Source organism: Arthrobacter sp. EPSL27, assembly GCF_001512305.1.
Classification (GTDB): Bacteria; Actinomycetota; Actinomycetes; order Actinomycetales; family Micrococcaceae; genus Arthrobacter.
In genome coordinates, this window is the sequence record NZ_LNUT01000004.1 from 1332588 (window position 1) to 1355555 (window position 22968).

Sequence of the window (22968 nt, forward strand, 5' to 3'; positions counted from 1 at the left end):
TACTGGACCGGTTTGGTTCGATGCGGCGTCACTGGCGCGATTCTGGGATTCAGCCTATCTGCATGTAGAGTAATTTCGCGCACTGGAAGCGATCGCGTTGCTCACAGCACTGTGGCAGGCCGATTATGACACCGGTGTACTCCGCGCCCGAGTGGCGGAATTGGCAGACGCGCCGCACTCAAAATGCGGTATCGAAAGGTGTGTGGGTTCGAGTCCCACCTCGGGCACAGTGTTTTCCCTGTCAGGGGCTTTTGGACCTCTGAGTGTGCACAAACTGTTCTCTTATGGGCCCCTGCGGGGCCTCTTTGTTGGCTGGGACAAGGCTACTAGCCACGCTTGTGTACCGGACGTTCGGCGGAGTCCGGCAAAGCGGTTCGAATAGCAGAGCTCAAGTGTGCTGTTCTTGCGCACACCCGCGGAACCTCGGTCCCATTTTGGCTCAATCCAAACGGAGTAGTCCCGGGAGCGTTCGAACATCGCCCGGATCTCGGCTCCGGTAGCCAGCCGTGGGATTTGTTCGTCGGAAGTCATGTCGTCGACCCTCGCTTTCTGTCGGTTTCTCTTCGAACGGGATTGCGGCGCATCCATCCACTGATGAATCCAACGTTGAAGGCGGGGCCAGATATAATCGTCCTGCCCGGCGAGTCACGAGGTGGGGCCAGAAATAACCGTCCTACCGGGGCCATCCAAACCTGTCACAGTCAAATGGTCCGCTGTTTGGTTCAGAGCAGCTTATGCGCTGACGTCAGGTGCCATCGGGTGCGTCCGAGCGTGACGTTCGTAGTGATGGCGCCGCTGGCGAAGTGTCCCGGATACATATATGTACTGAGTCGTCGGGGACCGGCCGCCTTTACGCGGGCGGCTTTGGATGGCAGTGCCCGGCACATGGACTCCTGCCCGCGGCGCCCACTGAATGCAGGTCACTGCGGGCAGGAGTCGGGACGCGCGGGGGAGCTGTTACCCGTGGCCCTCCGCAACCGCGGCGAAGCAGTCGTCGTCAGGTAGTGCGGTGCTTTCCGAGGGCTTTGAGGGCTGCAGCGAGCCCTGCGGCTCCCAGCACCCAGGGGGCGCCGACGATGATCGGGTCGATCCATTGGTGGTCCGTGTCCGCGCGTTTTTGCCCAATTCTGGAGCTGAGGCCGCCCCGCCGGAACTCGGCGGCCACTCCGGTTTCAGTGATGGGGTTATCGGGACGGAGTGCGGCGAAGGATTTCAGGTGGTGTTCCCAAGCGTCCACCCGGTCGGCTGCGACGAGCAGCAGCCAGTGCGCCGCCCGGCCTTCACTGTATTTGTAGGCGTGTCTCCGAATGGCGCCGGAGGCCCCGGCAGGAGGGGTGGAGGTCCCGAAAACCGGGGGCAGTAAGGCATGTTCTACGGACCTTTCCCGGGGCCATTTCTCAGGTTGGCGTTCGGGAAAGTCCCAGTGCGCTCCGGTTTCGATCCCGGGCTGCTCCCGGGGGTAGGAGGGCCGGTCGGCCGGGTCGAGATCGGCACCCCATCCCGGGATCTGTGCCCGCAGGTCTTCCGCGGACTTTTTCGGTGTGCGTTTGTCGGAGATATAAGGCGTGGCTGTCTCAGTCATGGTGCTCTTTCCCTTCAGGACTGTCCGGCGACGACGAGCGGTTTGATGATGTTGTCGAGCTTGGCGGAGAACATGTGGTAGCCCTCGGCGATGTGTTCCAGCGGAATGCGGTGGGTGACGAGGTCGCTGGGTTTCAGGTAGCCGTTTTGGATGTGCTCGAACAGGCGGGGCCACTGCCGTTTGACCGGACATTGGTTCATCCGCAGCGTGAGGCCTTTGTTCATAGCGTCGCCGAACTTCACGGCGCTGAAGATGGGCCCGTACGCCCCCACGACGGATACCGTGCCGCCTTTGCGGACCGAGTCGATCGCCCAGTTGAGCGCTATGGGCGAGCCGCCCTGCAGCTTGAACTTCGAAGAAGTCACATGCTGGAGGAAGTTGCCGTCGGCTTCTGCTCCGACGGCGTCGATGACGACGTCGGCGCCCAGGTAGTCGGTCTCCTTTTTCAGATGCACAACAATGTCGTCGTACTCGGCGAAGTTGTACGTCTCGGCGTGCGCGAAAGTGCGGGCTTTCTCGAGCCGGTACTCCAGGTGGTCGATCACGATCACCCGGCCGGCACCCATGAGCCAAGAGGACTTGGCGGCGAAGAGGCCCACGGGCCCTGCGCCGAACACCACCACGGTGTCACCTGCCTCAATGTCGCCCAGCTGGGCCCCGAAGTAGCCTGTAGGACAGGCATCGGTGAGCAAAACCGCGTCCTCTTCGTCCATCCAGTCCGGAATTTTCGAAGGTCCCACGTCCGCGAAGGGGACCCGCACGAATTCTGCCTGGCCGCCGTCGTACCCTCCGCAGGTGTGGGAGTAGCCGTAGATGCCGCCCACCGCCGTCGCATTGGGGTTTACGTTGTGGCAGTTGGAGTAGAGGCCGCGGGAGCAGAAGTAGCAGGAGCCGCAGTAGATGTTGAACGGCACCATGACCCGGTCCCCGACTGCCACGTTACGCACGGAGGAGCCCACCTCATGCACCGTGCCCACGAACTCGTGCCCGAACGTCATCCCAACCCGTGTGTCTGGCATCATGCCGTGATAAAGGTGCAGGTCGGACCCGCAGATCGCGCCCTTGCTGACCCGCACAATCGCGTCGTTCGGGTGCTCGATCTTCGGAATATCTTTTTCTTCGACCCGAACTTTGTACGGCCCGCGGTAAACCATTGCACGCATCAGTACCACCTCCTGTGAATAGCCCGTTTCGACAATGACATTCGACCTCTCCCGGCTCTCTCAGGCTCCGGCCGGATGGAGAACGACTTTGGTCCAGCCGTCTTCACGGTTGTCGAAGTTCTTGTAGCCCTCGGCAGCCTGATCCAGCGGCAGCTCGTGGCTGACGATGAAGGAGGGGCTGGCCTTTCCGCCGGCAATGAGGTCGCGCAGGGCCCTGTTGTATTTCTTGACCGGGCACTGGCCCGAGCCCATAGTTTGTCCTTTGAACCAGTAGTTTCCGTAATCGAAGGCCACTTGCCCCTGCTGGGCGAGCTTGTCGGGCGCCCCCGGGTCCTGGGGCAGGAACACACCGACGACGCCGATGCCGCCGACGAACCGGACGGAGTCCACGAGCCGGTTCAGGGTCATGTTGGGATGTTCATTTCCGGCCGGGTCGTGCGCCTGGTAGCCGACGCATTCACAGCCCCGGTCCGCCCCGAACCCCATGGTCTGGTCCTTGACGAATTCGACAGGATCCACTTCCGAATCGTTAACGGCGATGGCGCCGATCTGTTCAGCCAGCTTCAAGCGGTCGCTGTGGCGGTCCACGACCATGACTTTGCCGGCGCCTTTGATGATGGCCGAGTAGGCTGCCATCAGCCCGACCGGCCCTGCACCGTAGACGACCACGGAGTCGCCCGGATAGACGCCGGCCATTTCCGTGGCATGCCAGCCGGTGGGGAAAATGTCGGCGACCATGACGTAGTCGAGTTCCTTCTCCACCGCATCCTCGCCCAGGCGCAGGCAGTTAAAGTCGCCGTACGGCACGCGCAGGTACTCCGCCTGTCCGCCTTGGTAGGGTCCCATGTCCGCGAACCCGTAGGCGGCGCCGGCCAGTTTGGGCTCGGGCTGCATGGTTAGGCAGTAGTTGGTGAAACCACGTTCGCAGTTCTTGCAGAATCCGCAGGCGATGTTGAATGGCAGAACCACACGATCGCCGACTTTTACTTTGCTCACGGCAGGGCCGGTCTCCACCACCTCGCCAAGGTTTTCGTGCCCGAAGGAGCGTCCGGGTTCAAAGCTTGTGCGCCCTTCGTACATGTGCAGGTCCGAGCCGCAAATGTTCGCTGAGGTGATGCGCACCAGCACGTCCGCGGGGTGCTCAATTTTGGCGTCGGGGATCTCCTCGACGCTGACGTCGTTCGGTCCTTTGTAAACTACAGCCTTCATTGTTCGCTCTTTTCCAATGTCTACCCCGCGGCACGCACACACGCGCTCAAAGGCGCGCGTCACTCAGGAACGTGTTCGCAACTCGCGGGGAGCGGGAGATAGGTTAAGGGCCTCTGAGTCCACCCACGCGGGCGGGAGGCCCAAGAATGAAATGGCTGGCTGCCCTGGAAAACATGGCTGGAAGGCCATTTCGCGAAGTAAGTAGATACTGCATCGCAATGCTAAGCAGCCTTAGCAGAGGGTGTCGAGGGTTGCCTGAAAGCCCGAACAAGGCTAGATTTCTCCCCCGGGTATTGCCCACGGCTCATCGTCGGTCCTAGTAAACCCGTGACTAGCAGGCCCTCGGCGCCGCCACGGCATGCCGTTTTCGAACCCGGTGATGGCTTGGCACTGGCGAGATCAACCCACTAATCGCGCTGAAATGCCCGTGGGATATGAAGAGACCATCGTTAAAGACTCCAGGCTCGCGCCCCTCGCCCTTGCAATAGGCGTACAGTGAACTAACTACTGTTGAGCGAAAGCTTGGCGGTCATGAAGCAGGTAGGGATCGAACCCCTGAGTGTCGAAAGCCCCTGCTATGCGTGCTGCGTCTGCACTTCTGGCGTGTGCATCCCGGGGACAACACCATTCGGTGGTGCCCCGCTGCGAGCGCGAGGAACGGCGGGGATTATGCCGGACAGCACGGACCCCGCCGCCCGGAAGTGTCGTTCGTTCGCCCCCTGGCCCGCGTGAAGTCCCATTTCGCGCAACACCGTAACTGTCACGGCAGGAGCTACGCCCCGTCCATCGTGGACCGGGGCGCGATCTGCCAGTGCGCTTGCCACCCCATCGAACGGGAAGCATGAGCTGGCAGGACAACATCCCCGCACTATCCCGGGCCTAGCGCCGGGCTGGTGGGCGGGGGCAGATGAGCATCAGCGAAGGCGCGGCTACGGCAATGACCGCGTGGCCCGCACAGACCATACGAGGCCGACCGCAGCATCGCTGGTGCCACCACTAGTCAAGAGAAAGACGAAAGGAATGACCGAGCCTGAAGACTGGATATGCGCGCACTGCGGCAACATGGTGCTGTACCGCATCGACCACAAGCCAGCCTGCATCCACTTTCCACACCCACACACCGAACCCCGCGGGCTGAATTGATATTCGACCACGGGAACGAGTGCAACAGCCAAGTCTGCACCTACACAGCAACAAAAGACGCGCCCCACCAACGCGTCTGGACACAGCTTTGAACGAAGCACATCGAACCCCAATAAAGGACGTTCCGTCAGCCTCAGCGGGTCTAGCGGAACGTCCTTTGGAGTGTGTGCACATTGTCCACACACTGAAAGTCAGGCTGGGTCGTACTGCTTTGAACTGCTCCGGATAAAAAATCGGACGCACCCCCGTCGTTCGCCGTGGGGGCAGGCCCCTAAGGGTTGAAGGCCCGCGGTCATAAAAGTCGACCGTCGTGCCCCCTGCCGGTGCTGCAAAGCTGCCAGCGCAGCAACCTCCCCGCCGCGGCCCGAAGCCAGTACCGGACCATTAGGGCGTTGGTGTCTGCCCCCGGCGCGGAGGATGCGCCGGAGGCCAGCAGCCCCGTTCCCTAGGCGGGATCGTTACTCCGGGGCACCCACAACCGGCGCGGGCAGATAGACCTTGCCGCCGGCCGCGAGGAACTCCGAGCTCTTCTCCTGCATTCCGGCCGCCAGCCGGGCCACTGCCGCCTGGGAATCCGCTGACCCAAACTCGTCCCGGATGTCCTGGCTGATCCGCATGGAGCAAAACTTCGGCCCGCACATGGAGCAGAAGTGGGCCGTTTTGGCCGGTTCCGCAGGCAGCGTCTCGTCGTGGAAGGCCTCGGCGGTGACCGGGTCGAGGGACAGCGCGAACTGGTCCCGCCAGCGGAACTCGAACCGCGCCTTGGAGAGGGCATCGTCGCGCTCATGGGCGCCGGGATGCCCCTTGGCCAGGTCCGCGGCGTGGGCGGCGATCTTGTAGGTGATAACGCCGGTCTTGACATCGTCCTTGTTGGGGAGCCCCAGGTGTTCCTTGGGCGTGACGTAGCAGAGCATCGCGGTGCCGTAACGGGCGATCTCGGTGGCGCCGATGGCCGAGGTGATGTGGTCATAGCCCGGTGCGATGTCCGTCACCAGCGGCCCCAGCGTGTAGAACGGCGCACCCTTGCAAAGTTCCTGCTGGCGCTCCACATTCTCCCGGACCAGGTGGAACGGCACGTGCCCCGGGCCCTCGACCATGACCTGCACATCGAATTCCCACGCCCGCTGAGTCAGCTCGGCCAGCGTGTCCAGCTCAGCGAATTGTGCGGCGTCATTGGCGTCCGCCGTTGAGCCCGGCCGCAGCCCGTCGCCCAGTGAGAAAGCAACGTCGTACTTCGCGAAAATCCCGCATAGCTCATCGAAATGGGTGTACAGGAAGTTCTCCTGGTGGTGCGCCAGGCACCAGCCGGCCATGATAGAGCCGCCGCGGGACACGATACCGGTAACCCGGTTGGCAGTCAGCGGGACGTACCGCAGCAGCACCCCGGCGTGGATGGTCATGTAGTCCACGCCCTGCTCGCACTGCTCGATCACGGTATCCCGGAACATCTCCCAGGTCAGGGCGTTCGCCTCGCCGTTGACCTTTTCCAATGCCTGATAGATCGGCACGGTGCCAATGGGGACAGGGGAGTTTCGGATGATCCATTCGCGCGTCGTGTGGATGTCGTCCCCGGTGGAGAGGTCCATCACTGTATCCGCACCCCACTGGGTGGCCCACTGAAGCTTGTCGACTTCCTCGGCAATGGAGCTGGTGACAGCTGAATTGCCGATGTTGGCATTGATCTTCACCAGGAACGCCTTGCCGATGATCATTGGCTCGGACTCCGGGTGGTTGACGTTGCTCGGGATGATGGCACGGCCAGCGGCCAGTTCGCTGCGCACAAGCTCGACGTCGCAGTTCTCACGCAGGGCGACAAAGCGCATTTCGGGTGTCACGATGCCGTTCCTCGCGTAGTGCATCTGGGTGACCGTCCGGCCAGCTACGGCGCGGCGGGGCTGCGGCGGGGCGCCGCGCCACTCGGCAGAGGCGGCGCCCCGCCGGACTGCGGACTTTCCGTCGTCGAGCAAATTGCGTTCCCGGCCGCTGTAGGGCTCGGTGTCTGCCCGCCCGGCGATCCATTCGCTGCGGAACGGCGGCAGGCCCACCACCGGATCGCTGCCCGGGCCGGCCGTGCGGTATACCCGGAACGGCGGGTTTGCCGTGCCTCCGGGGGAGGGCTCCAAGGCAATCTCGGTTACGGGTACGCGGATCCCGCCGTCCTCGACATACGCCAGGCCATGGGACTTCAGCGACTGTGTCACGGGCGGGACGGCGGCGGACAAGGGGCCGTTCGGGGCGGTGCTGTTCCCGGTGCGGGCAGCGGTGTACTGGGAATTTGTGGTGCTCAAAGGGCTTGCTCACTTCCTTCGCCGGCATTACCCGGACAGGTTCGACGGTCGCAAGCTGCATCAGCCCGATCTCAGCCCCTGCAAGGGCACCCGTGTGGTCGTAGACGAAGATACCACAGGGGCTGGGCAGCTCGGACCGTCGTGAGTTAGCCACAAAGAACGACCATGGTGCATCGCCCCGGCCGCGCTGTCGTCCAGATGCACGGCAGATCCCCAGTGCAGTGTCTCAGCCGTGGACGATCCCGGTCTGCGGCGCGATTGCGGGCTCGGCCAGGAAGTTGATGCCGAGGTTCGTGAGGCACGATTTGTCGGTTAGGGCGGCTGTCTTGGCTGGGTTAGGATCTTCCTATCAAGGGGAGTACTCCCGTCTGTGATCGGCCCGTCAATACGGATGCACTGAAGCATCCCGGGCCGACAGTTCCGGTGTCATCCGGGCGGAGGAGACCTTGGCGTATCTGTCCAACGCCTACCCCTTGGAGCACCCTCATGCAGGTCACACCCCTGATCTGGCTCATCACGATCGCCGTGACGATCCTGTTCTTCGTCTACGAGTTCTTCGCCCACGTTCGTAAACCGCACGAGCCCTCCATCGCGGAATCGGCCCGCTGGTCGGCGTTCTACATTGGGCTCGCTCTGCTGTTCGGGCTGGGGATTGGCGCGGTCTCGGGGTGGACGTACGGCGGCGAGTACTTCGCCGGCTACCTCACCGAGAAAGCGCTGTCGGTCGACAACCTGTTCGTCTTCCTCATCGTGATGGCCGGATTCGCGGTACCGAAGAAGTACCAGCAGAAGGTGCTGATGATCGGCATCGTCATCGCCCTGATCCTGCGGGGCGGATTTATCGCCATCGGAGCGACCCTGATCGCAAACTTCTCCTGGATCTTCTACATCTTCGGCGCCCTGCTCCTCGTCCTGGCCTACCGGCAAGCCTTCAGCAGTCACGAATCCAACCCCGCTGACGGTAAGTTCATGGCACTGGTGCGCCGGGTTCTGCCCGTCACCGATGAGTATCACCAGGACAAGCTCACCGCAGTGCAGGGCGGGAAACGTTTCATCACGCCGATGCTGCTGACAATCATCGCGATTGGCTTCGTAGACCTCATCTTCGCCATCGACTCAATCCCTGCGATCTATGGCCTGACCAATGAGGCGTACATCGTCTTTACTGCCAACGCGTTCGCGCTGATGGGTCTGCGTCAATTGTTCTTCCTCATCGGCGGACTGCTCGAGCGCCTGGTCTACCTCGCCCAGGGGCTGGCCGTTATCCTCGCCTTCATCGGGGTGAAGCTGGTCTTCCACGCCCTGCACGTCAACGAGCTCGCGTTCATCAACGGCGGGGACCCACTCCTCTGGGTGCCGGAAATTCCCATCTGGTTCTCGCTGCTCTTCATCGCCGCCACCATCGTCGTAGCGACCGTCGCGAGTTTGCTGAAGAGCCGCGGGGACGAGAAGAAGGACGGCCGCGGACAGAACCACGGCGGACCGGTAATCACCGCCGCCCCAGGGAACGCGGACTCCGAGATCGATCAGAAGGGGCGGCCTGCTGCCAAATCCAAGTAACCTCCGAGCGGCAGCTGGGCCGCGCCGTCTTTTAAAGCTCCTAAACGGTGCTCGGTCTTGCTATGGTCGGAGAACAAGGCCGCCACGCGGCAGAACGGTAAGGCCTTGGTCTCCTCGACGAAGGACCATCATGAAGTGCACCCGACTTTCGGTCATCGGCCTCATTGCTGCTGCAGGACTTGCCCTTAGCGGATGCGGGTCCGCGTCCACGGGTCCCGCCAGCTCGGCACCGGCGGGTGGCTCGGACACCTCGTTGAGTGACGTCAAGAGCGCAGGCGTGCTCAAGATCGGTACCGAAGGGACGTACAAGCCCTTCTCGTTCCACGCCAACGGCAGCGGCGAACTGACGGGCTACGACGTGGAAATCATCACAGCGGTCGCCGGCAAGCTGGGTGTCAAGCCGTCGTTCCAGGAAACGCAGTTCGACGCCATCTTCGCCGGCCTCGACGCCAAGAGGTTCGACGTCGTCGCCAACCAGGTCTCGATCACGGACGAGCGTAAAGCGAAGTACGACTTCTCCGCTCCCTACACCGTCAGTACAGGCGTCATCGTCACCAAGTCCGACAACGCTGACATCAACTCTTTTGACAGCCTCAAGGGCAAAACCACCGCGCAATCGCTGACTAGCAACTGGTACAAACTGGCGCAGCAGAGCGGGGCAGACGTGCAGGCAGTGGAGGGCTGGGCCCAGGCAATAACCCTGCTGAAGCAGGGACGCGTCGATGCGACCATCAACGACAAGCTGACCTACCTGGACCACCAAAAGACTGCCCGCGACGACAGCATCAAGATTGCCGCCGAGACCACGGACAAGTCTTTGAGCGCCTTCGCGTTCCGCAAGGGCTCATCGAGCCTGATTGAGGCGGTGGATGCCGCGCTCACGGAACTGCAGGCCGATGGCACCCTCCAAACGATTTCGCAGAAGTACTTCGACGCCGACGTCACCAAGTAGCGGAATGTTAACTGTCGAGGAACGCACGGCCGCCTTATGACAATCAACTGGGATCTCGTGTGGGAGTCCCTGGGACCCTTGCTGATCGGCGCAATTACCGGCACGATTCCGCTGGCCCTGGCCTCGTTCGGCTTGGGGTTGTTGCTCGCACTGCTTATCGCGCTGATGCGGCTCAGCCGCAACCCCTTCCTCTCGGGAGTCGCCCGGATCTACATTTCGGTCATCCGTGGAAGTCCGCTGTTGGTTCAGCTCTTTGTCATCTTTTACGGGCTGCCGTCCATTGGCATCACTATTAGCCCTTGGCCAAGCGCAATCATCGCTTTTTCACTGAACGTCGGCGGCTACGCCGCGGAAGTCATCCGGGCAGCCATCCTGTCCGTTCCGAAGGGCCAGTGGGAGGCCGGCCACACGATTGGCATGTCACGCCGACAGACACTGGTGCGGATCATCCTCCCGCAGGCCGCGCGGGTCTCAGTCCCGCCCCTGTCGAACACCTTCATCAGCCTGGTCAAAGACACCTCCCTGGCTTCATTGATCCTGGTGACCGAGTTGTTCCGCCAGGCGCAGCAGGTGGCTGCCTTCAGCCAGGAATTCATGCTGCTGTATCTCGAAGCGGCCGTCATCTACTGGATCATCTGCCTTGTTCTCGCCGGCGGGCAGTCCGGCCTCGAGAAGAGATTGGACCGCTATGTCGCCCACTGAACCGGATCTCCCGGACGCAGTCCCGCTCCTGAGTGTCCGCGGGCTCCGCAAGGCTTTTGGACAACACGAGGTGCTGAAATCCATCGATGTTAACGTCCGCAGTGGGAATGTGGTCACCTTGATCGGCCCGTCCGGCTCAGGCAAGACCACGGTACTGCGGTGCCTGAACGGGCTGGAAATCCCCGACGCCGGCATCGTTGAGTTCGCCGCCGACCTCACGGTGGACTTTTCCACGCAGGTTTCAAAGAAGCAGCTGGCTGCGATGCGCGACCGCAGCGCGATGGTGTTCCAGCACTACAACCTCTTTCCGCACAAGACAGCCTTGGAGAACGTCATCGAGGGCCCGGTCCAGGTGCAGAAGCGGCAAGGGGCTGAAGCGATCGAGGAGGCCAGGGAACTGCTGGCCCGCGTCGGGCTGGCGGGCAAGGAGAACAGTTATCCCTTTGAGTTGTCCGGCGGCCAACAGCAGCGTGTCGGCATAGTCCGTGCGCTGGCGCTGCGCCCGCAGCTTCTGCTTTTCGACGAGCCGACGTCGGCCCTTGACCCGGAGCTGGTCGGCGAAGTCCTGACCGTCATGAAGGAACTGGCGGACGAGGGATGGACCATGGTGGTAGTCACCCACGAACTCGCGTTCGCCCGCGAGGTGGCGGATGAAGTCATCTTCATGGACGGCGGGGTAGTGGTGGAACGCGGCCACCCGGACACCGTACTGCGCGCCCCCCGGGAGGCGCGGACCCGGCAGTTCGTGGACCGGTTGTTAAACCCCTTCTGAGCCGAACGCGCCTGAGCCTGCAGCCTGTTTGGTCACCCCAGGAGCGCCTCATGCCCGCTCGCAGCAGACTGTGAGCGGATGAGGAATCCGGCCTTTTCATCGCCTCCTCCGCCCAGTTCGGTGTGACCGTGACCGCCACCGGGTGCCTTGACTGGCGCAAAGGGTGCCAGGATGCCGGGACTTGGGACAGAATGGGTCCATGACCCGAATCGCAATCATCGGCGGCCACGGAAAAGTGGCTCGGGAACTCTCCAAGGTCCTGGTTTCGACCGGGCAGCAGGTCACCGCCCTCGTCCGCAACCCCCAACACGCGTCCGACGTCGCGGCAACCGGCGCCACCCCCGTTGTCCTGGACGTGGAGAACGGGACGACGGCGGAAATCGCCGAGGCACTCTCGGGTCACGACGCCGTCGTATGGTCGGCCGGTGCCGGCGGCGGGAACCCCCGGCGGACCTACGCCGTGGACCGCGACGCCGCAATCCGCTCGATGGACGCAGCTGCTCAGTCCGGCGTCGGCCGCTGCGTCATGGTGTCCTATCTGGGAGCCGGACCGGACCACGGAGTGCCCCGGGACAACCCCTTCTTCCACTACGCGGAGGCCAAGGCCGCCGCTGACTCCTACCTGCGTGGCACCAGCCTGGACTGGACCATACTCGGTCCCGGCGCGCTAACGGACAAGCCTGGCAGTGGCCTGATTGACGTTCATGTCAACGAGCCCTGGCAGGCTGCCGAAACCGCCCGCGCTAATGTCGCCCTCGTCGCTGCGGCCGTCCTGGAGCTGTCCGCCGCAATCGGCCGGACTATTGGGTTCCGAGACGGCAGCCAGCCCATCGCTGCAGCTCTGGATGCGGTGGCCTAGCCCGTTCGGGGAGAGCGGGCAACCCACCATAGGGGAACGGGAATCTTCAGACGGGAGTTACGATGCACGAGCTATTTCTTCCGTCGGGTGAAGCTGTTCCGGTGCTGGGAATCGGAACCTGGGGAATGGGTGAGCATCCCGGTGACGCCGCGCGCGAGACGGCGGCGATCCAGACGGCCCTGGACCTGGGGATGACCGTGGTCGATACGGCTGAAATGTATGGCAACGGCGCGGCCGAGGAACTCGTCGGCAGAGCGCTGGCAGCACGACGCGACGAAGCGTTCCTGGTCACCAAGGTCCTGCCGCACCACGCCACGCTGCGCGGGACAATCGCCGCCTGCGAGGGCAGCCTGCGTCGCCTGGGAACGGACAGTATCGACCTGTATTTACTGCACTGGCGGGGCGCTGCCCCCTTGGCGGAAACGCTCGAAGCTTTCGAATATCTGCAGCGTGCCGGAAAGATCCGGCACTGGGGCGTTAGCAACCTCGACGTGGCGGACCTGGACGACCTTATGCGACTACCCGGAGGGCAAAAAGTCGCCACCGACCAGGTGCTGTACAACCTGACCCGCCGGGGCATCGAGTTCGATCTGCTGCCCCGCTGCGTTGGGAGGGGTATCCCGGTGATGGCGTACTCGCCCCTGGAACAGGGGCGCATGCTGGACGATCCCGTGCTGGTCCGTATCGCAGCGGAACACGGCACCAGCCCCGCGCAGATCGCCCTCGCCTGGGTGCTCAGGCAGCCGCTCGTGATGGCGATTCCAAAAGCCTCAAGCCCGCACCATGTCCAGGAGTGCCACCGGGCCCTCGACGTTCGGCTCACGCCCCGCGACCTGGCCGACCTGGATGCCGCCCATCCGCCGCCTGCCCGCAAACGCGGGCTCGAGGTGATCTAGGCGACCCTTTTTTGAACTTCTTTCGGTCGAACGGACCCGTCCATCCAGTTCCAGAAGGCCGTGCGATGATCAGTGCCACGCTCGCTGGATGCCCCGAGGAGCCCGCTCGCCGGTGAATTCCGACCCCGGCGCCAGAGCCCCATTCGCCGTGTTAGCGCCGCGCAGCTTTCCTGGCGGCGTTCTTCAGGGCTTTGCGGGACACCGGCTTCAGGGCCTTTCGAGCGGCCTCTTCGGCGAGGGCGCGGCGGCGTCGGGCGTCGATCACATCATTCCAGAGCGCCGTGGCGAAGGCCCCGCCGTCCTGTGCGTAGACGTCATAGGGATAGTCCGAAAAGGCGGCAGGCGGCGTCCCCGCGGGCAGCCCGGTGCCGGATGTCCGCGCTACGGCGTCGGCAATGGCCCAGGTCTCGGTCAGGTGGGGCGTGAGATTGTCCTGCACAAAGATGCTGGCGTCGGGGGACTGCGCAGCCCGCTCCAGCAAGGACTCGAGCCGATCCGCCAGTAACGCGGAGGCTACATCCTGGAGCGGCGTTCCTGCGGCTGTGGCGGCGTCGAGACGGGCCTCGTGCTCCGCGACGGCATCCGCCCAGTCGCTGGTCAGGCGAAACTTCTGCCAGGTGGGAAACCATACGATCGCCCCCGTGCCGTGGTTGTGGAAGTGCCGCAGGCCGCTGTTCTTCTCCGTGGCTGCGTGGTCATGTCCAGCGGCGTCGGCGGCAGCCAGCAGTTCGGTCAAGGTGTGCGTGGGTGAAGAGCTCATCGTGGTGACTGGATACTTCCTGTAGGGGCTCCGGTAGGTTCACCAGCACAACCTGCGGCGAGCGCTGACTATTCCAGTCAGCTGAATGCCCGTCACCCCTGGCCGGAGAGCTGTGAGGTCAACGATGTTCGTGGCGACGATGTCACACGAAGCAGTCCGTGCTAGGTCGCTCGCCTGAGCAGCGATTCCGGTCCTCCAGTCCACAACGTACCGATCAGGAAGGGCATCCCAGGGTCCTGCATCCGTCCGGGGGTGGCATCTGTAGCGTGGAGGAGCATACTGGGTGAATGGTGATCGATGGCGGATCAGCGGCTGCGGGCAGGAAGCGGACTTCGCCGGGCATGAGCCCGTTCCCACCGATCGCAGACTACGCGTTCCTGTCCGACTGTGAGGCCAACTGCCTTATCGCCCCGAGCGGGCAGGTGGAGTGGATGTGCCTGCCGCGGCACGATTCACCGAGTGCGTTTTCCGCCATGCTGGACCGGGCCGCGGGCGGTTTCAAGGTGGCTCCGTACGGGGTCCGGGAGCCCACTGCGCGCCGCTATCTCCCCGGCAGCCTGATTCTGGAGACCACCTGGCAGACCAGGACGGGCTGGATGATCGTGAGGGACGCCCTGGTGATGGGGCCGTGGCACCACACCGAGAAGAGGGCCGGCCGGTACCGCCGCCCGCCGACGAACTACGAGGCCGAGCATTGCCTGCTGCGCACTGTCCGGTGCGTCAACGGTGCGGTTGAGCTGTCCGTGCTGTGCGAGCCGGTCTTCGACTACGGCCGGCGCCGGGCACAGTGGGAGTACTCCAGTCCAGGGTACGGAGAGGCCGTGACCGTCAGCGGCGATGAGAGGGATCCGGTGCTGCGTCTGACCACTGACCGGCGGCTGGGCATCGAGGACTCCATCGTGGTCATTCGCGGCCAGATGACCGAGGGCGAGGAAGCATTCATCGCACTCTCCTGGACATCGCTGCCTCCACCGAGGACATGGGAGGAAGCATCCCAGAAGCAGTGGCAGACCATCGAGTACTGGCGGCAGTGGATCACGGTGGGGGAGTTCCCGGACCACCCGTGGCGCGAGGAACTGCAGCGCAGCGCGCTGACGTTGAAAGGACTCACCTATGCGCCGACCGGAGCGCTGATTGCCGCGCCCACAACCTCGCTGCCGGAGACGCCCGGGGGAGAACGGAACTGGGACTACAGGTACACCTGGGTGCGAGACTCCACCTTTGCGCTGTGGGCCCTGTATACCCTCGGACTGGACCGGGAAGCCGACGACTTCTTCTCCTTCATCCGCGACGTTGCCGCCGAGGACGACCTGCAGCTCATGTACGGCGTCGGCGGCGAAAGGGATTTGCCCGAGTCCATCGTCGAGGCACTCGGCGGCTACGACGGGGCACGCCCCGTCCGGGTCGGCAACGCGGCGGTCCACCAGCTGCAGCTAGACGTCTGGGGCACAATGCTGGACTCCGTTTACCTCCATACCAAGTCCCGTGACCAGCTCCCCGAGCCGCTATGGCCCGTCCTGCTTCGTCAGGTCGAGCAGGCCGCCTCGCACTGGCGGGACACCGATCACGGCATCTGGGAGGTTCGTGGCGAACCGCAGCACTTCACCTCGTCCAAGCTCATGTGCTGGGTCGCTCTGGATCGCGGCGCCCGGCTCGCGCGGCTGCACGGCGAGGCTGATTACGCGCGGAAATGGGACACCATCGCGGAGGAGATCCACGAGGACATCTGCCGCAACGGCGTGGACGATCGCGGAGTATTCGTCCAGTCCTACGGCACCACGAACCTCGATGCCTCGCTGCTCCTAGTCCCGCTTGTTCGGTTCCTGCCCGCCAATGATCCACGCGTGCGCGCCACGGTCTTGGCCATCGCCGATGAACTCACCCGGAATGGACTCGTCCTGCGCTACCGCCCCGAGCAGACCGACGACGGACTCACCGGTGCTGAGGGGACCTTCACCATGTGTTCGTTCTGGCTCGTCTCAGCCCTCGTCGAGATCGGGGAAGTGGCCCGCGCCAAAGCATTGTGCGAACGCCTGCTGTCCCACGCCAGTCCACTGGGGCTGTACGCCGAGGAGCTGGACCCGATGAATGGCCGTCACCTCGGCAACTTTCCGCAGGCCTTCACCCACTTGGCCCTCATTAACGCGCTCATGCACCTCATTCGCGCGGAAGAAACGGACGGTGCGCGGCAATTTTCCCCGGCCCATCGCAGCACCTAAATTGTTTCGGCGTGGAAACGGCTCGACGATACGGCACAGCATTCAGGCACGGCGCAGACAGCTTCGGCCGGGCACACAGGGTGGGCCTGTGCACCCGGCCGTGCCGGGATCCGCTTGCCGGCGGATCCGGGGATGGCTTACGCCGCCAGCGGCAACGCCTCATGGCGGGCCTCTACGACAAGCGACTGCCCGTCGACCGAGACGGCCACCTGGCCGCCGGACTGAAGGTCCGACGCCACGAACAGATCCGCGATCCGGTCGTCCAGCTCGCGCTGGATCACGCGGCGCATCGGGCGGGCTCCGTATTCCGGCTCGTAGCCGCGTTCGGCGATCCAGTCGACAGCCGCTTCACTGACCTCGAGAGAGATTCCCTGGGACTGCAGGCGGGCTTCCGTCTGGTTCAGCATCAGCCGAACAATCCGGCGCAGCTGCACCTGATCCAGGTTGCGGAACAGGACGATCTCGTCGATCCGGTTGAGGAACTCCGGACGCATCGTCTCGCGCAGCCGGCCCAACACCCGGTTCCGCAGGGCCTTCTCCGAGCCGAAGCCGTTGCCCTCGTCGGCCTTTGACACAAAGCCCATCGCACCGGCCTTGCTGGCCAGGAACTCCGAGCCGAGGTTGGAGGTCATGATGATCACCGTGTTGCGGAAGTCCACCATGCGGCCCTGTCCGTCGGTCAGCCGCCCGTCGTCGAGCACCTGGAGCAGCAGGTTGAACACATCCGGGTGGGCCTTCTCCACTTCGTCTAGCAACACCACGGAGTACGGGTTGCGGCGGACGCGTTCGGTCAGCTGCCCGGCTTGGTCGTAACCGACGTAGCCCGGAGGGGCTCCGACCAGCCGGCTTACGGTGTGCCGTTCGCCGAATTCGCTCATGTCGAAGCGCACCACTGCGTCCTCATCCCCGAACAACGACCCGGCCAGCGCCTTGGCGAGTTCGGTCTTGCCCACACCCGTTGGGCCGAGGAACAGGAAGCTGCCGACGGGCCTGCCCGCGTCCCCCATGCCGGTACGGCTACGGCGGACCGCCTTCGCGATCAGCGTCACGGCATCGTCCTGGCCGACGATCCGCTGATGCAGTTCCTCCTCGAGCCTGGCCAGCCGTTCCCGGTCGTCTTCCGTGAGCCGGCTGGCCGGGATGCCCGTGGACCGGGAGATGATCCCGGCGATCTCCGCCTCTCCGACGACGGCCGCAAGGCCGCCGGAAGTCCCGGGTGCACGGGAAATCGCTCCGGAAAGCTTCCCGTTGACTGCTTCGATCTCATCGCGCAGCCGCGAAGCGTCTTCATAGCGTTCCGCAGCGACGGCGTCGTTCTTGGACTTCTCCAGGGCTGCGAGCTGCTCGCGAAGGACAGCCACGTCGGTCGGTGAACCGAGTTTGAGGCTCAGCCGCGCGCCCGCCTGGTCGATGAGGTCGATGGCCTTGTCGGGCAGGAAACGGTCCGTCACGTAGCGTGCTGAGAGTTCGACGGCGGCACGGACCGCCTCGTCGGTGTAGCGGACGCCGTGGTGTTCCTCGTACCGTCCGCGCAGGCCGTCGAGGATCTGTACGGCGTCCTCGATGCTCGGCTCGCCGACGTGTACAGGCTGGAAGCGGCGTTCCAGAGCTGCGTCCTTCTCCACCTTGCGGTATTCGTTCAGGGTGGTGGCGCCGACGAGATGAAGGTCACCGCGGGCCAAACGCGGCTTCAGGATGTTTCCTGCGTCCATGCCGCCTTCCCCCGCGCCGCCCGCTCCGACGACCGTGTGAAGTTCGTCGATGAACAGGATGATCTCCCCGGTGTGTGAACCAACCTCGTCCATCGCCTTGGTCAGACGCTCCTCGAAGTCACCGCGGTACCGCGTGCCGGCCAACATGGCCGGCAGATCCAGGGCAATGACGCGCTTGCCGCGGAGTTGTTCGGGCACGGCTCCCGCTATGATCGCCTGCGCCAACCCTTCGATGATCGCGGTCTTGCCCACGCCGGCTTCTCCGACCAGGACGGGGTTGTTCTTGGTGCGCCGGGCCAGGATCTCGATGGTCTGCTCGATCTCGGCACTCCGGCCGATCACCGGGTCCAGGCCGCCTTCGCGGGCACGTGCCGTGAGGTCGCTGCCGTAGGTGTCCAAGGTCGGGGTGTCAGACGCGGCGGCAGTTTCCTGCGACTGTCCGGTCTCCGCGCCGCTTGGCGTGGCTCCACGCCGAGCGGACTGCTCGCGCGGACCGGACTGCAGGGACTCCGGCGTCACACCGGCCGCGGCGAGCACCTGCCCGGCGGGGGCCTCCTGGTTGACGACGAGCGCAAAGAACACGTGTTCAGGATCGATGTAGGTTGAGCCGAATGCCCGGGCAACCTGGTAGGCGTCGAGTAGGGCTCGCTGGGCCGACGGCGTCAGGGCAGGCGTCGTTTCCGCCCTGGCGGTTGCCTGCTCCGGGAGGCGCTCCTCGGCCGCCGTGGCGATGGCAGCAGGTTCCGCGCCTGCGTGGCGGATGTAGTCGGCGGCCGGTTCCCTCTCGACCATGACGCGCAGGATGTGCAGCGCGTCCACATGGATGTGACCGTGCCGCGCGGCGAAGCGCGCGGCGCGTCCGAGCACGTCATGGGTACGCCGGCTCAGCAGCCGGGTAATATCCATCGGGTGCCCGGGGCCAGCCGCTCGCTGGCCCTGCAGGTAACGGGCAAGAAATTCGTCGAACGAGCCGGGGCCGGACTCCGCCGGACCAAAAAATTCAGCCATGAAACCTCCGTGAGAGAGTTGAGTGTACTTGACTCAACGTTGAGGAAGCACGTTTATTCCCTTGCCTGCCGGCGTCGAACTCACAGTGGTGCGCTACTCCGGCCTGCCGCGCGTCGCCCTCGACGGCCGCGTCTCAGTTAAAGCCGACCATGGAGACAGTTCCTGGCATCCAACGGCCGTCAATGGGCTCCCTGTGGCATTCGGCGGCGGCGGCGGTTCGCGGCGTCGGAAACTGCTACGCCAACAAGGGGAAGAACGGCCCCCATAGCCGCCACGTAGGCTGGAAGGAGAAAGCTCAAATTTGCCAGTACCACCAAGGCAACGATGCCCGCGAGATCAGATGTTTGGCGTTGGCCCAGTACCCGTCGAATGAAAAGGCCCCGGCCGGCGAGGAAAAGAGCCGGCCCAGAAAAGAGAAGCAGAACGGTTGCCAGGTCGGGGCGGGCCGCCGGATTACTGATCACGAGCTGGTCCCCAACCGCCACCAGAATCAGGCCTGCCAGCAACACGACCAAGGTGTTGCCCGCCAAAATGCCGGGCCGAAACTGATCATCAACAGAAGCAAGCTTGTCCAGAATGTCCTTTTCGAGGCCATGGAAGTAGCACCACCAGATCGCAACACTTCCGGCCAAACCCACGGTACCGGTCACGAAAATCAAGGGGTCGTCCAGATTGCCGGCAATCGCCAAGCCAGTCGAAAGAATCGTCTCACCGAGCGCGATCAGGTAGAACAACCCGAACCGCTCAAATATCCTTTCCCCCGGGAGCGGGACCCGGCTTCCTTCGGTTTTCCGGCCCGGTAGCCGGTGCGCAAGCATGTGCCCGCCCAGATCGATCGCGGCAGCGACACCCCAGACCAGCAAACGGGGCCCAGGACCGAGGAAGACGCCGGCAATCCAAAAGGGCGCACTCATACACCCCCAGATCAGCGTGCGCACGAAGTGGTCTTGAGTGGTCCGGTCGAGTCCGACAGTGAGCATCCACGTTCCTCGGCCCAGTTGGACCAAGAGATAGCAGCCAGCAAAGAGCCAGCCGAAGGCTCCAAATGCTGAGTCGATTGAGGCGTTCATGAACAGCGTGACCAGCATGACGCTCAGTAGCATCCACTGCACCTCAAGCCGCGAAGTATCCAGCAGCGTCGCCGCCCAGGTCGTGTACACCCATACTTTATAGACGGCAAGGAGAAGCACGAATGTCTCGCCGGCCCCCGTCCACGAAGGATGCTCCAACAGATGGTGGGACAGCTGTGCCAGCGCGAAGACAAAGACCAGATCGAAGAATAGCTCCAGGCGCGTCACCCGGTCTCCGGAGACAGCGGAACGCGTCAGCGACCGGGCATGGACCATCAGTAGCCTCCACTGAGTTAGGAGCGGACGGACGCCCCTCCTGTCTTCGGTAAGACTGACCACGGTCAACAGAGAAGTCAAGGGGAAACTCACCGGAGGGGTGGGCTGGTGCACCCACTGGCGGCGTCAAACACCGCCGGTACACGCAGCCGCGGCCTCCTAACAGATTCAAAGGCTCGGATTGGCTTCGGTCTTAGCCAGGCCATTCCGCGGCAGCCGTCCTCCCGGCCGCGGAATTTGCGGTTCCCGTGAGCCGGCGCCCGCAACAGTGACCACCTTGATCTTGCCGTTGGCGAAAAAACTCCTCTTTACCGACAGATGAACGTCTCCCGCGCCCCGTCCCGTTGGATGGCTGCTATTAGCGGACGAGGTTCAGCGCCGCGTTGACGATGGATGCTTCGTCGATGCCGTGCAACCGGTAGGCGTCCTGCAGGTCAGAGGACTGCCCGAAGTCCTTTACTCCCAGGCAGACTGTGCGGTCGCCTCGGGCTCCGGCCAAGAAGGACAAGGTATGTGGGTGTCCGTCCTGGACCGTGACGAGGGGCGCGGGGGCGTGCCGTGGAAAGAGGCCGTCGATGATGTCGAATCCTGTTGCCGTGGTTCCCTGGTTGAGCGAGTTGCGGCGTTGAAGGGATTCGAAAACCAGGTCAGGGCTGGTGAGGCAGACGACGCCGGCCACGATGCCAAGGGCTTTCAGCCGTGCGGCCGAGGCGATGACTTCAGGCATCATTGCCCCGACGCCGACCAGAGTAACCCTGTCCTCGACCGGGTCGTGGTCGCTCAGCCGGTAACCGCCGGCCACCGCGTGCCTGCGCCGCCGCTCCAGCAGCACCGGGTCCATCGGCATGGCGGCCTGGGCCTGATCCAGTGGACGGGTGGTGAGCCGGAAGTAGGCTGAACGTCCTCCGGGCATGCCGATCCGGCTCATGGCTTCGAGCATGCACCATTCCAGATCCTGCGCGAAGGCTGGCTCCCAGGCTGTGCACTCCGGCTGTTCCAATCCGATGGACGGAGTGGTGAGGGACTGGTGCGCGCCGCCCTCCGGGGCCAGAGTCACCCCTGACGGCGTCCCGATCAGGATGGACTGGCCGCCGGCATACATGCCAAAGGACCACGGTTCGAGGGCCCGGGCCACGAACGGATCGTAGATGGTGCCGATAGGGATCAGCGGCTGGCCCCAGCGGCTCCAGGTCGTTCCGAGCTCGGAGATCAGGCCCACCAGGTTGGTTTCGGCGATGCCAAGTTCGATGTGTTGGCCGCGGGAGTTTTCAATCCAGCGCAGGACCCGCTCGACGTCGTCCGCGAACCAGTCCTGACGCTCACCGACGGACCAGACTCCGGTTTTGTTGATCCAGCCGCCGAGGTTGGTAGAGGAGGCAACGTCGGGGCTGCAGGTGACGACACGGCGGGCCACCTCAGGTGCTGCCCGCTTCAGGTCGGACAGGAACCGTCCCAGTGCGGCTTGGGTGGAAATCCTGTCGCCGTAGCCCCACGGCAGGGAATCCGGGATCTGGACGGACGGGGCCGGTACGGGTTGCGGGCGCTTGAGCCTGAGGGATGTCCGGGCGCAGGCCCGTTCTTCGACGGTGCCCGGCTGGAATTTGCGCCATGGATCGTCGAGGTCCATCCCGGAGGCTACGGCGAGTTTTTCCATCTGGTCTTTGGTCAGGAGCGCTGAGTGGTTGTTCGGATGTCCCTCGGTGGCAAGGCCGCGGCCCTTGATCGTATAGGCAAAGATGACGGTGGGCCGGGTGGCGTCGACCTGGGTGTACGTATCGAGCAGCAGTCCGATGTCGTGTCCGCCTAAATCACGTACCACCACAGCCTGTTCTGCGGCGGTGAGCGAACTGAGCAGGGTTTCCATGGCCGGAGTCGAATCCCTGGCACAAAGGCGCTGGTACACCTCTGAGTCGGGGGAGCGGAGCAGGCGCTGGTATTCCTCGTTGGGCATGGTCTCCAGCCGGCGGTGCAGATCCGCGCCGCCGGGACGGGTGAAGAGTTCCTGTACACGTGTTCCCCACTTCCGGGTGAGGACCTGCCAGCCGGCGGCTTCAAACATGCCCTGCAGGCGCATGATCTGTGAGTCGGGTACCACACGGTCCAATGACTGCCGGTTCAAATCGACGATCCAGAGCAATTCGCCGAGTTGCGCCACGGTCGGGTCGGCGACGGCTTCCCAGATGGCGCCTTCGTCCAGTTCGGCGTCGCCCAGAAGTGCAATAAAGCGACCGGACTTCCGGGATTCAGCGTACCTGTCGCTCACGAAGCGGTGTGACATGGCCGCCCAGATGGTGGCAGTGGCCCCGATACCCACACTCCCGGTGGAAAAGTCCACCGTGTCGGGATCCTTTGACCGGCTGGGGTAACTTTGCAGGCCGCCCTTCTGACGAAGCGTGCTGAGTTTGTTTTCGTCCAGGTCGCCCAGGAGGTAATTGATTGCGTGCAGGACAGGGGAGGCGTGGGGCTTGACTGACACCCGGTCCGCCGCCGTCAGCTCGGCGAACCAGAGGGAGGTCATGATTTCCACCATGGAGGCGCTGGAGGCCTGGTGGCCGCCGACCTTGATGCCGCTGGTGTTGGGACGTCCGCGATTGGCAGCATCCACGACGGCGGCGGCGGTCCAGCGCACCCGCTGGGCGATACTCTCCAGAACTGCCGTCCCGGGCGCTGCGTCTTCCGGGCCCGCGGTGTCCGGGCCCTTGGTGCCCGGGCGTGCGGCTGTGGTCTGAAAATCTTCCACCCTCATGATGGTCTCCTGTACGAGTAAGTGTTCGGTGCTGAACGTTGGCTTTCCGGT

Annotated in this window: 15 protein-coding genes, 1 tRNA gene and 1 riboswitch; of the genes, 8 read left to right on the forward strand and 8 right to left on the reverse strand. The window is 63.9% G+C overall.

Going from position 1 to position 22968, the window contains the following annotated elements; translation table 11 throughout:
- The first annotated feature begins 145 nt into the window (after positions 1–145).
- A tRNA-Leu gene (locus tag AR539_RS10615) sits at positions 146–227 on the forward strand.
- A 770-nt stretch (positions 228–997) separates the two neighbouring features.
- On the opposite strand, the gene AR539_RS10620 is transcribed toward AR539_RS10615, so the two are convergent.
- The 4 genes from AR539_RS10620 to thiC all read right to left on the reverse strand — a co-directional run bounded on the left by AR539_RS10620 (position 998) and on the right by thiC (position 7385).
- Positions 998–1582, reverse strand: coding sequence for a hypothetical protein (locus AR539_RS10620; RefSeq protein WP_066435916.1), 585 nt, complete (start codon positions 1580–1582; stop codon positions 998–1000).
- A gap of 14 nt (positions 1583–1596) precedes the next feature.
- The gene (locus tag AR539_RS10625) at positions 1597–2745 is read right to left on the reverse strand and encodes a zinc-dependent alcohol dehydrogenase (protein ID WP_066435918.1); all 1149 of its coding nucleotides are present in this window, start codon (positions 2743–2745) and stop codon (positions 1597–1599) included.
- 60 nt (positions 2746–2805) lie between these two features.
- Positions 2806–3954 carry a glutathione-independent formaldehyde dehydrogenase gene (locus AR539_RS10630; protein ID WP_066435920.1) on the reverse strand — a complete coding sequence of 383 codons (1149 nt, stop codon included), beginning with the start codon at positions 3952–3954 and terminating at the stop codon, positions 2806–2808.
- Positions 3955–5555: 1601 nt separating this feature from the next.
- On the reverse strand, positions 5556–7385 hold the full coding sequence (gene thiC / locus AR539_RS10635; protein ID WP_157360970.1) for a phosphomethylpyrimidine synthase ThiC: 1830 nt from the start codon (positions 7383–7385) through the stop codon (positions 5556–5558).
- Positions 7382–7489: riboswitch (TPP riboswitch) on the reverse strand. Its footprint overlaps the gene before it by 4 nt.
- Before the next feature lie 382 nt (positions 7490–7871).
- On the opposite strand from thiC, the gene AR539_RS10640 reads away from it, so the two are divergent.
- The 6 genes from AR539_RS10640 to AR539_RS10665 all read left to right on the forward strand — a co-directional run bounded on the left by AR539_RS10640 (position 7872) and on the right by AR539_RS10665 (position 13126).
- Complete coding sequence (locus tag AR539_RS10640; protein ID WP_066435922.1) at positions 7872–8945, forward strand: TerC family protein; 1074 nt, start codon at positions 7872–7874, stop codon at positions 8943–8945.
- Positions 8946–9075: 130 nt separating this feature from the next.
- The gene (locus AR539_RS10645) at positions 9076–9897 is read left to right on the forward strand and encodes an amino acid ABC transporter substrate-binding protein (protein WP_066435925.1); all 822 of its coding nucleotides are present in this window, start codon (positions 9076–9078) and stop codon (positions 9895–9897) included.
- Positions 9898–9933: 36 nt separating this feature from the next.
- Entirely contained in the window at positions 9934–10599 is a 666-nt protein-coding gene (locus AR539_RS10650) for an amino acid ABC transporter permease (protein ID WP_197410593.1), read from the forward strand.
- The gene (locus AR539_RS10655) at positions 10586–11371 is read left to right on the forward strand and encodes an amino acid ABC transporter ATP-binding protein (protein WP_066435927.1); all 786 of its coding nucleotides are present in this window, start codon (positions 10586–10588) and stop codon (positions 11369–11371) included. Before AR539_RS10650 ends, AR539_RS10655 begins: the two co-directional genes overlap by 14 nt.
- Positions 11372–11570: 199 nt before the next feature.
- On the forward strand, positions 11571–12230 hold the full coding sequence (locus AR539_RS10660) for an SDR family oxidoreductase (protein ID WP_066435935.1): 660 nt from the start codon (positions 11571–11573) through the stop codon (positions 12228–12230).
- A 62-nt stretch (positions 12231–12292) separates the two neighbouring features.
- Positions 12293–13126 carry an aldo/keto reductase gene (locus tag AR539_RS10665; RefSeq protein ID WP_066435938.1) on the forward strand — a complete coding sequence of 278 codons (834 nt, stop codon included), beginning with the start codon at positions 12293–12295 and terminating at the stop codon, positions 13124–13126.
- Positions 13127–13277: 151 nt separating this feature from the next.
- Here AR539_RS10665 and AR539_RS10670 read toward each other — a convergent pair whose 3' ends face one another.
- A complete protein-coding gene (locus AR539_RS10670; protein ID WP_066435942.1) occupies positions 13278–13886 on the reverse strand; it encodes a hypothetical protein in 609 nt (202 codons plus the stop codon).
- Positions 13887–14227: 341 nt separating this feature from the next.
- On the opposite strand from AR539_RS10670, the gene AR539_RS10675 reads away from it, so the two are divergent.
- The gene (locus AR539_RS10675; protein ID WP_231728564.1) at positions 14228–16105 is read left to right on the forward strand and encodes a glycoside hydrolase family 15 protein; all 1878 of its coding nucleotides are present in this window, start codon (positions 14228–14230) and stop codon (positions 16103–16105) included.
- A 137-nt stretch (positions 16106–16242) separates the two neighbouring features.
- Here the strand turns inward: AR539_RS10675 and AR539_RS10680 are convergent, their stop codons facing one another.
- From AR539_RS10680 to AR539_RS10690, 3 genes are all read right to left on the reverse strand, one after another.
- On the reverse strand, positions 16243–18825 hold the full coding sequence (locus AR539_RS10680) for an ATP-dependent Clp protease ATP-binding subunit (RefSeq protein WP_066435954.1): 2583 nt from the start codon (positions 18823–18825) through the stop codon (positions 16243–16245).
- Between the two features lie 179 nt (positions 18826–19004).
- Positions 19005–20171, reverse strand: coding sequence for a low temperature requirement protein A (locus tag AR539_RS10685; RefSeq protein ID WP_066435956.1), 1167 nt, complete (start codon positions 20169–20171; stop codon positions 19005–19007).
- Between the two features lie 358 nt (positions 20172–20529).
- Positions 20530–22917, reverse strand: coding sequence for a transketolase-like TK C-terminal-containing protein (locus tag AR539_RS10690; RefSeq protein WP_066435958.1), 2388 nt, complete (start codon positions 22915–22917; stop codon positions 20530–20532).
- Positions 22918–22968: the final 51 nt, after the last annotated feature.